Raw genomic sequence first — 10,667 nt, 5'->3', positions numbered from 1 at the left:
CTCTCCGCGATAGCTCTCGCAGCAACAATCCTCTTCTGGCTCTGAAAATCAATGAGGCTGGAGCCTAAATAACGGCAGCGTCGATCCTGAAAGTCATTGAAATATAACTGGGAGAAGGGGTCGGAATGACCGGACGCCTATGGGGTCAGGAAACCCGACGCCGTTTGCGGCCGGTGCTGATTCCCCTTCCGATTGCGGTGGCAATCTCGGCACAGGCAGTGATGCCCTGCACGAAGGGGCGGTCATGCATCAGATAAGGGATCGACCCGAACGCGATGCGACCCGAATAGCCCTCCGTGTCGATCAAACTGTAGTCTTCGGCAACATCGGGAAATTCATGGCCGGATGACAGCAGAGCCTTGCGGAGCGACGGAAAGGGAATGTCCTGGCTGGCCAGCGGTTTCTGGCCCCGTGCGTCGATGAAGACTTGATAGATTTCGGTTCCCTGGGCGGTCTTGATCTGCGTCTGGTCGGCCTCGCGTGACATGTCATAATCCTGGCCCAAGGCCTTGATCGACAGCACCCCCGCATCGCGCAAGGCCAGAATGCGCCGGATCGATTCCGAAGGCACGGCCGCGTAATTGTCGACAAAGACCTTCTTCATCCCCGTGTCGAAGCGGTCCCGATCACTGTCGGAAAGGTCGTGCACGATGTCCTCGACCCGTTCATGCATCCGCAGCAGGGCATAGCGCCACGGCACGGTGATCCTTGCATCCTTGTTCCGTTCGACCTCGGTCAGGTTGCTGCGGGCCCATTTGAACGGATCCGCAGCCTCGCGCTCGGCGAAATAGGCGTCGGCAAAGCTGTCTGCGTCCAATCCCCCAAGGCCGATCCGCAGGGCATAGGCGGGATCGGCGCGCTTGATCTCCTCGCGCACAAGATCGAAGAGGTTGTCCAAGGGCGCGTCGGATGCCGCGCAGGCCGCGACCGCTGCTTCGGTCAGGATGGCCAGGGGTTGATAGGGCAGGGGGCAATAGAAATCCGCCTCGGGCAGGATACCCGTGCGCGACATCAGCGTGATCCTGAGGTCCTTGTTCCGCAGGTCGAAATGCAGGTCCTCGTCGTCATGATGGAAATGCCCATGCTGGTTGGCAACCGCCATCGCCGCGTCGATCGAACTGAGCGAGGTTCCCATGATACCGACCCGCGTGGCGGGAATGGCCGCCTCGATCAGGCCGGACCACGGACTGGGGAAATAGCTGCGGTTGGCTTCGTCGTCGTCGGGGAACTGGTGACCGGTAGCCAGGATCACCTTGTCGAACAGATCGTCCGTGCCGTGTTCGGTCGTGACCGCCAGACCGTGTTGACGGGCAACGATATCGTCCACTTGGGTATCTTCATGGGTATGAATGATGTGACCCCGCTGCCGGGCGGCGGCCACAAGCGACATCAGCTGATCGCGGAAATATTCCCCCAGCAGCAGCCGGGGCGTGAACTGCCGGTCATGCAGACCCTTGGTGTCCAGTCCGTAACCCGCCAGCTTGTCCTGGGGCTGTGTCTTCAGCCACTCCAGATAGGTGGTCATGACGGGCGGGATTTCGATGCTGGCGATATTGGCCAGCATGGCCTTGTTCGCGTTGTCGGGGGAATAGGGCATGCCGACCCCGGCCCGCGAGCCCTTTTCGAACAGGGTGATCTCAAGCGGGCTTTCCGTCTGCACGATCTGCTGCAGGGAATAGATGCCCATCGGGCCTGTTCCGACAATTGCGATGCGCTTGGCCATAGTGCCCCCGTGAATGCCGGAAGAACGTGCAGTTATCAGGGCAGTTCCGGCGGGTAGCGGTTGATAAATGTGTGGGACGGGGGAAAAGGCGGCCCCGGGGGTTGATGGTGGGTATATGGCATCCATATACCATCCATACAGATGGAGATTGGAATGGGTCAAGTCAGTCAGCTGCGTCAGAAGCAGCCCGAGAATGAAAAGATCACTCTCAATCTTGGGTTCGTGGACCTGGGACGGATCGACCTGCTGGTGCAGGAGGGTTTTTATTCCAATCGCAGCGATTTCATCCGCACGGCGATCCGCAACCAGTTGGACAGCCACGCACAGGCGGTCGAAAAATCCATTGAGCGGCACGTGATGGAGCTGGGTCTGCGCGACTATGACCGTGCGGCGCTGCAACGCCTGCGTGATGCCGGAGAGGTGCTGCATGTAAAGGTGGTGGGTCTGGCCCGCATCGCGGACGACGTCCCGGTGGAACTGGCCTTGGCGACCATCGGTTCGATTACCGTGCTGGGGGCGCTTCAGGCCCCGGCGGATATCAAGGCGGCACTGGCCGACCGTATCAGATAACGCCCTGGAAAGGACGACCCCATGAATGACTTCCTGAAAGGCGTAATGCGCTCGGCTGGCAACGGATCGCAGATGCCGTCCCTGTCGGCGGCCAACGACTTGGTCAACCGCACCCTGGCCCGTCACGGCCTGTCCGGAAACGGCGCTGACGCCAATGCATCCCAAGGAACGCTGTCGAAAATGATGGCCAAGCTGCAGCCGAAATCCGGCGCGACCGCCCTGACCATTCCCGAAGGCGCCACGCTGGCCGAAGACAGCTTTTCCTGCGCGGCGGGAACGCGGCGGTTCCTGACATATGAGCCCGCGTCGGTCGGCAAGCAGGGTGATCAGCCCCAAGGACTGATCGTGATGCTGCATGGCTGCACGCAGACCCCCGAGGATTTCGCCACCGGGACTGGAATGAATGCGCTGGCGGAACGTCATCGCCTGATCCTTGTCTATCCCCAGCAGTCGCGGGGCGACAATGCGCAGTCCTGCTGGAACTGGTTCAGCAAGGGCGATCAGCGCCGCGACCGGGGCGAACCCGCGATCATCGCGGGCCTGACGCGGCAGGTAGCCGACAAGCACTCCATCCCGCCGGAGCGAACCTTCGTGGCGGGTTTGTCGGCGGGCGCCGCCATGGCCGTGATCCTGGGGCAGGCCTATCCGGATGTCTTTGCAGCGGTGGGCGCCCATTCCGGACTTCCGGTGGGGGCGGCCAAGGATGTCGCCTCGGCCTTTGCCGCGATGGCCGGGCAGGGGTCCGATGCGTCGCTGACCGGGCAGGCCATGCGGGTGATCGTCTTTCACGGCACGGCCGATTCCACGGTGCATCCGTCGAACAGCGACGCCATCGCGCGGCAGGCGCTGGATCCCGCGCAGGCCCAAAGCCTGCAGGCCGAGGAACATGGCCAGGCGAACGGGCGCGATTTTCGCCGCAGCATCACCTATGCCCCGAACGGCAACGCCGCGATCGAACACTGGACGGTCGAAGGGCTGGGTCACGCATGGTCCGGCGGGCAGGCGGCGGGCAGCTATGCCGATCCGAAAGGCCCCGATGCCAGCGCCGAGATGATCCGCTTTTTCCTGAACCATCCGGCCGCCTGATCCAAGGGTGTGCTTGTCAGCATGGCGGCTTTGCTGCCATGCTGTGGGCCAAGGATGGGCTGCCATGACACAGACGAACCGACTGACCGACCTGCTGGGGATTGACCTGCCGATCCTGCAGGCACCGATGGCTGGGGTCGCCACGCCGCATCTGGCGGCCGAAGTGTCAGGGGCGGGCGCCCTGGGGGCCTTGGGCCTGGGTGCCACCGATGCCGCATCGGCGCGGATTGTCGTCAATGAACTGCAGCAAAGAACCTCCGCGCCCTTCAACCTGAACTTCTTCTGCCATGCCGATCCCATCCGCGACCCTGCCGTCGAGGCCGCATGGATCGCCCGCAGCGCGCCACTCTTTGAACGGTTCGGGCACACGCCCCCGGTGGCGCTCTCCAACATCTATGAAAGCTTTCGGCACGATGACGATCTGCTGGATCTTGTCCTGGACCTGCGCCCTGCCGTGGTCAGCTTCCATTTCGGGCTGCCCCGGCCGGACCAGATGGCGCGGTTGCGGACGTCGGGCCTGATTCTGATGGCTTCGGCCACATCGGCGACCGAAGCCATGGCCGTGCAGGAAGCTGGGTGTCATGTCGTCATCGCGCAAGGTTGGGAAGCGGGTGGGCATCGCGGCATCTTTGACCCTACGGCAGCTGACGCCCGACAAGGGACGGACAGCCTGCTTCGTGACGTCCTGTCGGCTGTCGATCTGCCTGTCGTCGCGGCGGGCGGTCTGATGACGGGGCAGGATATCGCGCGCGTCATGGCGCTTGGTGCGGCGGGAGCGCAACTGGGCACCGCCTTTGTCGGCTGCCCCGAAAGCGCAGCCGATGCCGCCTATCGCGACCGGCTGGCGCTTGGGGGCGACACCGTGATGACCGCGGCAATTTCGGGCCGTCCCGCGCGCTGTCTTGGCAATGCCTTGACCGAATGGGCAGCGGATGCCCCCGATGCCCAGATCCCGTCCTATCCCTGCGCCTATGACTTGGCCAAGGCTTTGGCCGCTGCCGCGCGCAGCCAGGGCGCAATCGCCTTTGCGGCGCAATGGGCGGGGAGCGGGGCCGATCATGCGCGCGTCATGCCGGCCGGCGAACTGGTTCGGACCTTGGCGTCCGAGCTGGCCGCGGCTTTGTGACCGGCCCGGTCACGTAGGTTTTTTGACTACGCCATTGCAAGTTTTGAAATGGGGTGCAAAGCCCCTGATCAAGATCAAAATGCCGAAATCACGGCATCCACGCAGGAGCAGAAATTGACCATCACCGTTGTCGCATCGATCCGCCCCGCAGCAGGCCAAGCCGACTATCTGTCCAGGCTGCTGGACCAGCTGATCCTTGATGTCCGCGCCGAACCGGGCAACATCTGCTTTGACACCTATGTCGAGATCGACGGGTCAAAGATCGTGATCTTCGAACAATACCGCGACGAAGCCGCGTTCCGGGCGCATATCGACATGCCCCACACGACCGCCTTCAATGCCATCCTGAAGGACATCGCCGAAGGGGGCGCCTCGCAGGTCGACATCCTCAAGCCATTCGGTACCTGAGGCGTGGCGGCGTCGATGCCCGCCGGCAGCTTGCTGTCGGGCATTGATGCATCCGATCCTATCCTGCTAACCTGCCGGGTGAAACAGACCGCATAAGCGGCGGAACGGGGCCAAGGCATGATCACAGGAACCAGGGTGCAGGTCGCGGTCGCGCTTGCCGCAACGATGATATTGACCGCCTGCGGAGGCGACAGCAGCGGTTTCCGACGCAAAAGCTCGTTGGAATGCATGGAACGGGCGATGTATTTCGAATCCAACCGGTCCAGCCGCGACGGGATGATCGCGGTGGGAAGCGTGGTGATGAACCGCGTCGCATCGTCCAAATACCCCAACTCGGTCTGCGGGGTCGTTGCGCAGAAAAACCAGTTTGCGCCCGGCGTGATGAGCCGCAAGATGGACAGCCGCTCGGCGCCGATGATCCGCTCGGCCGCCATCTCGGTGTTGCGGGGTGAACGCCATCCCTATATCGCGCAGGCCCAATTCTTTCACACGGCGACCTACCGCGCCAATTACAACAACATGCATTATGTCCTGACGACCGGCGGCAACGCTTTCTACGAACGGCGCCGTCCCGAACTGGTGACCCGCCCGCGTCCCTTGCCGCCCCTGGAGGGTGTCACCGGACGCTGAACGCGGCATTGACCTATCGGGCCGCGCTTGGGACATAGGCGGAAATCGACTGCCCCGTTGCAAGGTGTCCGCATGACCGACCTATGTCCCATACTTCTGTCCGACGAACATGTGGCGCGCATCGCGCCGATCGACGGCCCGTTGCACAATCCCGCCTGGCGTCTGCTGGAGGATGAGGACCTGGACCGGCTTGCAGATATGCTGACCGCAGGCCGCACGGGACCCGTGCCGATCTTTGCCTATGGATCGCTGATCTGGAATCCAGGCTTTGCCGTCCAGTCGGAACGCCGGGCCACGGCCTTGGGCTGGCACCGCCGCTTTTCGATCTCGCTGGACCATTTCCGCGGGTCGCCCGATCAACCGGGACTGATGCTGGCCTTGGCCTCGGGGGGCAGCTGCGATGGATTGCTGCTGGATATCGCCGAAGGAACCGAGCGGGAATCTCTGCGCGCGATCTTGCGCAGAGAGCTGGTCGCCCACGAACTGGCGGCGAATGCCCGCTGGATTCAGGTCCAGACGGAAGGGGGCGTTCAGGATGCCCTGACCTTCTATGCCGATCCCATCGACACACCCACGGCGGATTTGTCCATCGAAGACCAGGCGCGACGCCTGGCCCGGGCGGCGGGGGCCGCCGGATCAGGCGCGGAATATCTGCTGCGCACCGTGCGGGGGCTTGCCCAATTGGGCATTCACGACCCCTATATCTGGCAGTTGCAGCACCTGGTGGCCCAGCAGATCGAGGCCGACGCTGCCCGGCATCACCAACACCCGACCGCATTCTGACAAGCGGCAGGGCATGATGTCCTGCGATCCGGCCGGACATCATGTTTCGCGGTTCAGGCAAGCGCCTCGCGGCGGTTGAGCCGGATCGACGACCACAGGGACAGTCCGATCAGTGTGGCCCCGCCAAGTCCGGTAATCACTTCGGGGATGTGAACCAAGGCCTGAGAATACATGATGATCGACAGCGCGATGATCGCCCAGAACGCCCCATGCTCAAGATAGCGGTATTCGGCCAAGGTACCCTTTTCCACCAGCATGATCGTCATGGATCGCACATACATGGCGCCGATCCCCAGACCGATCGCGATGACGAACAGGTTCTGCGACAATGCGAAGGCGCCGATCACGCCGTCGAAACTGAAGGATGCGTCCAAAACCTCAAGGTAGAGGAAGGCCCCGACGCCGCCCTGTGCACCCGCCCGAAGCGTCTGCTGGGACTGGTCCAGAAAGCCGCCCAGAACCTCGACCAGCAGGAATGTCAGCAGCCCCCAGATGGCCGCGTGCATGAAGACCTCGCCCTCTACAGGATCAAGAAGCCGCGAAAATCCGATCACCGCGACAAGCGCGATGGCGACTTCCACGCCACGAATGGTGGCATATTGCTGCATCCGCGATTCCAGCCACCGGACCCAATGCACGTCCTTTTCGTGGTCGAAGAAGAAATTCAGCCCGACCATCAAAAGGAATGTGCCGCCGAAGGCAGCGATCGGCAGATGGGCCTCGTGCATGATGCGCGCGTATTCGGCCGGTTCGGATGCCGCCATGACGATGGCCTGCCAAGGCCCGATGCCGGCTGCGATCACGACGATCAGAAGCGGAAAAACGATCCGCATGCCGAAGACGGCGATCAGGATGCCCCAGGTTAAAAATCGCCTTTGCCAGACCGGCGACATGGTCTTGAGCTTGTTCGCGTTGACGATTGCGTTGTCGAACGACAGCGAGATCTCGAGCACGGCCAGAACCGCGCAGATAAAGAAGATGCTGGCCATGCCCCCGAGGCTGCCCGTCGTCTGCCAGCCCAGGAATGCGCCCAGCAGAAGGCCGATGACGGTGGTGACCAGTGCCCACCGGAAATAGCGCGCCATGCTGCGCGCCTTGGTCGAATTTAGTGTCATGACGTGAATGTCCTGCGGCGCGTCTCGAATTGATGCCGACATCACGAATGCGCCGCCACATTCGCCAGAGGGGCCCGGTCACCGGAGATCCGGCACAGTGGACGCTGCGCCATGCTGCAATATGAAGGAGTTCCCAAAACGGTTCAAGGAATATCCCGAGGTGTCACCATGTCGCCAGAAGTTGCATCGGTTTTCCGGGCGCGGAGTGGCATCCTGAGAAAAGACCGGGCGCATGGTCGCGGCGACTGGAGAATGCAGGCCGGCCTGCGGGGCATCGGAGGCGTGGCTGCGAGAGGCCAAAAGGCTAGAGGGTAACACGTTGTCGCCCCGGGCGGATGCCTCGAAACAGGGTTTGAAATCCGGCATGCGGCGCTGCAAACGGCGATACCGAATCATTCTTGCTGAGCTAAAAAGGGTGGTAAGGCTTAACCACGCTTCGTCATAGTTGCGCCGAGGCATATCTGTCGCAATTACCTCAGCAGCAACAACGCTATCCTGGCTCTGATAGAGAAAGTTCTGGCGCTGGCTGGCGACGCTTCACCTCATAGCACCAGTTGATCCGTCACACCGCTTTGTTCCAGATCCCACTGCGCCCGCCACGCCCCCGATGTCCGTTCCAGCATTAGGTAATTGCGTTCGGCCGTGTAGCGCGTGCGCTGTCCCGGCAGTGGTGCGATGGTGATGGGATGGCCTGGCAGGGGGTTCTCTCCAAGCGATGCAAGCGCACCCAGAAACCGTGCCCAGCCTTTCGGGGGCGCGCGGTGGGTAATGCCCGAAGCGACCAGCTGATGAAGATGTCGGCCGCTGTCCAAATTCATCACTGCGCGTGTCGCCAAATGAATCTCGCCCGAGATAGCAGTGATGTTGTGACCGTCGCGCTCTGCCATGTCCCGAACAAGGGTCAGCATCCGCCGCCATTCGTCCCGATGCGCCCGGCTTTGCCATTGATCACGCAGATCATCCTCGTATTTTTGCATCCGCGGAATCGCGACCATCAGCATTTCCAACAGCGACATCCGCGGACCCAGAAGTGGGACGCTGGACATCAGAAGCGTATGACCTTGCTGGTTTTTCTGCGCCTCTGCCTCCATCATGGCCCAACCACCGGGCCCCATGATATCCTGGCGGGTTCGTTCCGAGCGCAGATCAGGTGCCAGAATGCGCAGTCCGTTTGCTCGGATGCACCACCCCAAATGCGCGCCGGAATGATCACCAAAGCGCCCGGGCAGATCTCCCTGCACCGCTGCGTGCTGAAACAACAGGAAACTCTCTCGCGCGACGGCGAACAGGGTCTGGCCGATAGCCGAATTGGTGCGCGATTGCGGCAGGGACCCCCATCCGTCGCAAATATCATGGTCGTCCCACTGCATCAGCGAGGGCACCCGCGCGGCCACCCAAGCCAGTTCGGGCGCGGCACAGAGTGCAGCATAGCGTTCGAAAAAGCGGTCGCGGAGGTGTTGCCGCAGGCTAACCATCGCGTCGGGCGAGGGATCGGCGGGTATCCGATCCGGCCAATCATGGCTCAGGTCATGGCCCTGCGTCACCTCATCGGCATAGACCTGGTCCCCACCGTGTAGCATCAGCGAAAAAGGCTGGCGGCGATGTTCGTCGCGCAGGCGCGACCACATGGCGTTGCGCTCGGACCCTTCGCGCAGCATGTCGCCGACCTCTTCGCCATTGCAAGAGACATAGGCCAGGCGCAGATCACCGGTCAGATCGCCAGCCACGTCATATTCGACGCCGTTCCAGCGATAGGAGGAGGGCCGATCGGCAGGCAAGGAAAAGCGTGCCCGCCAGACCGTGGCATAGGGGTAGTGATCGGCCAACGTGACGGCGTCTGCCGTTCCGGCTGCGCTTTCTATAGGCGGCGGTTCGTCTCCCTTGGCCGTGATGAAGAGGGCAGACAGCGATAGCACCCCATCCGCGAGGTCATCGAGAAAAAGGATCGGGCCGATGGGATCGGTAATCTGGTATGCCATCAAACCCAGCTAATGCAGCGCGATCTGCCCCGCAATTTACAAAATACGCCGGTTGATCAAATGGGCGTGGTGATCATGCGACTGCGCACTTATCAAATGATCTGCTCCGCAGAGGGTCCTCATTTATAAGTCAGCTCTGTTCTTGTTTTGGTTTTCGCTTGACCGGATTGCATATTCCCGCAGTGTCAGGCCAGCGAGGCTTGAGTGCGGGCGGTGGTGGTTGAAGTCATCGCGCCCTGCTGCCACTAAATTGCGGGCATGGCGCAAGATGTCGAAGAGGTGCTCGTTCAAGAGTTCATCGCGCATCCTTCCATTGAAGGGCTCAACGAACCCGTGTCTCGCATAGGCTTGCCTGGCGCGATGTAATAACACTCGACCTAGCGGTCCTCCTGCCACTTCAGGATTGCATTTCTGGTCAGCTCTGTGCCGCTGTCGCTGACCGCCATGCAGGGATAGCCCCTGACCTCGGCAATCTTGCTCAACTCGCGACCGACGCGGATGCCCGAGAGTGACGTGTCGACAACGGCTGCCAGACACTCCCGGCTGAAATGATTGATCACGTTCAATATCTGGAACCGACGTTCGCTGGACAGGCTGTCGGACACGAAGTCCAGGCTCCACCGCTGGTTTGACCCCTGCGGAATGGCCATCGGCGCTCTGGTGCCCGAGGCGCGCTTTCGGCCACCACGTTTGCGCATGATAAGGCCTTCCTCTTTGTAGATGCGATACAGCGTCTTCCAGTTCACCGACCAGCCCTCGCGCCGCAGCAGAAGATGCAGCCGCCGATAGCCGAACCGCCGTCGTTCCGACGACAGATTTTTCAGTTGGGTCCGCAGGTCAGTGTCCTCCGATCGCGCTGGCGCTCGTCGATACACACGCGGATCGACTCCTACCAAAGCGCTGGTACGTCGCTGTCGTTATCCCTGTCTCGTGTCATGGCCCAATCCACGGCGCGACGCCGCGCACCGGGCCTTGGAAGTTTTTCCCGGCATCTCCTTCAGCGCCGAGACATCCATCATCTACTCGGCCAGCAGCTTCTTAAGCTTGGTATTCTCGGCCGCCAGCGCCTTCAGCCTCTTCGCATCCGACACTTCCATGCCGCCATACTTGGCTTTCAGATTGTCGAAGGTGGCGGTGCAAGGCAATGCCTGCGGCACAACTCCGCTGTCGGCATGCCAGCCTCCTGCTCCTTGAGCATCCCGATAATCTGCGCCTCGGTAAAGCGGCCCTTTCGCATTCGTCTGCTC

Annotated in this window: 9 protein-coding genes and 1 pseudogene; 6 read left to right on the top strand and 4 right to left on the bottom strand. The window is 61.9% G+C overall.

Features of this window, described 5'->3' with window-relative positions:
- Positions 1 to 145: 145 nt before the first annotated feature.
- The gene (locus DKT70_RS13235; protein WP_111559587.1) at positions 146 to 1,723 is read right to left on the bottom strand and encodes an FAD-NAD(P)-binding protein; all 1,578 of its coding nucleotides are present in this window, start codon (positions 1,721 to 1,723) and stop codon (positions 146 to 148) included.
- 153 nt (positions 1,724 to 1,876) lie between these two features.
- Between DKT70_RS13235 and DKT70_RS13230 the strand changes: the two genes are divergently transcribed.
- The 6 genes from DKT70_RS13230 to DKT70_RS13205 all read left to right on the top strand — a co-directional run bounded on the left by DKT70_RS13230 (position 1,877) and on the right by DKT70_RS13205 (position 6,326).
- Positions 1,877 to 2,293: a CopG family transcriptional regulator gene (locus DKT70_RS13230; protein WP_111559586.1), complete on the top strand. Its 417-nt coding sequence runs from the start codon at positions 1,877 to 1,879 to the stop codon at positions 2,291 to 2,293.
- A gap of 21 nt (positions 2,294 to 2,314) precedes the next feature.
- A complete protein-coding gene (locus tag DKT70_RS13225) occupies positions 2,315 to 3,379 on the top strand; it encodes an extracellular catalytic domain type 1 short-chain-length polyhydroxyalkanoate depolymerase (RefSeq protein WP_111559585.1) in 1,065 nt (354 codons plus the stop codon).
- A gap of 64 nt (positions 3,380 to 3,443) precedes the next feature.
- The gene (locus DKT70_RS13220; protein ID WP_111559584.1) at positions 3,444 to 4,505 is read left to right on the top strand and encodes an NAD(P)H-dependent flavin oxidoreductase; all 1,062 of its coding nucleotides are present in this window, start codon (positions 3,444 to 3,446) and stop codon (positions 4,503 to 4,505) included.
- 114 nt (positions 4,506 to 4,619) lie between these two features.
- Positions 4,620 to 4,913, top strand: coding sequence for a putative quinol monooxygenase (locus DKT70_RS13215; protein ID WP_158530048.1), 294 nt, complete (start codon positions 4,620 to 4,622; stop codon positions 4,911 to 4,913).
- A 165-nt stretch (positions 4,914 to 5,078) separates the two neighbouring features.
- The gene (locus tag DKT70_RS13210) at positions 5,079 to 5,543 is read left to right on the top strand and encodes a cell wall hydrolase (RefSeq protein ID WP_199559599.1); all 465 of its coding nucleotides are present in this window, start codon (positions 5,079 to 5,081) and stop codon (positions 5,541 to 5,543) included.
- A gap of 72 nt (positions 5,544 to 5,615) precedes the next feature.
- A complete protein-coding gene (locus DKT70_RS13205; RefSeq protein WP_111559581.1) occupies positions 5,616 to 6,326 on the top strand; it encodes a gamma-glutamylcyclotransferase in 711 nt (236 codons plus the stop codon).
- Between the two features lie 53 nt (positions 6,327 to 6,379).
- Here DKT70_RS13205 and DKT70_RS13200 read toward each other — a convergent pair whose 3' ends face one another.
- The 3 genes and pseudogenes from DKT70_RS13200 to DKT70_RS13185 form a co-directional block, all read right to left on the bottom strand.
- Positions 6,380 to 7,441 carry a DUF475 domain-containing protein gene (locus DKT70_RS13200; protein ID WP_111559580.1) on the bottom strand — a complete coding sequence of 354 codons (1,062 nt, stop codon included), beginning with the start codon at positions 7,439 to 7,441 and terminating at the stop codon, positions 6,380 to 6,382.
- Between the two features lie 542 nt (positions 7,442 to 7,983).
- The gene (locus DKT70_RS13190) at positions 7,984 to 9,420 is read right to left on the bottom strand and encodes an alkaline phosphatase D family protein (RefSeq protein ID WP_111559578.1); all 1,437 of its coding nucleotides are present in this window, start codon (positions 9,418 to 9,420) and stop codon (positions 7,984 to 7,986) included.
- A 123-nt stretch (positions 9,421 to 9,543) separates the two neighbouring features.
- Positions 9,544 to 10,657: pseudogene (locus DKT70_RS13185) on the bottom strand (IS3 family transposase).
- Positions 10,658 to 10,667: the final 10 nt, after the last annotated feature.

It is taken from the genome of Paracoccus sediminilitoris (genome assembly GCF_003259195.1).
Classification (GTDB): Bacteria; Pseudomonadota; Alphaproteobacteria; order Rhodobacterales; family Rhodobacteraceae; genus Paracoccus; species Paracoccus sediminilitoris.
Note: the sequence above shows the minus strand (reverse complement) of the source record. Positions and strands in the feature narration are given on the sequence as shown.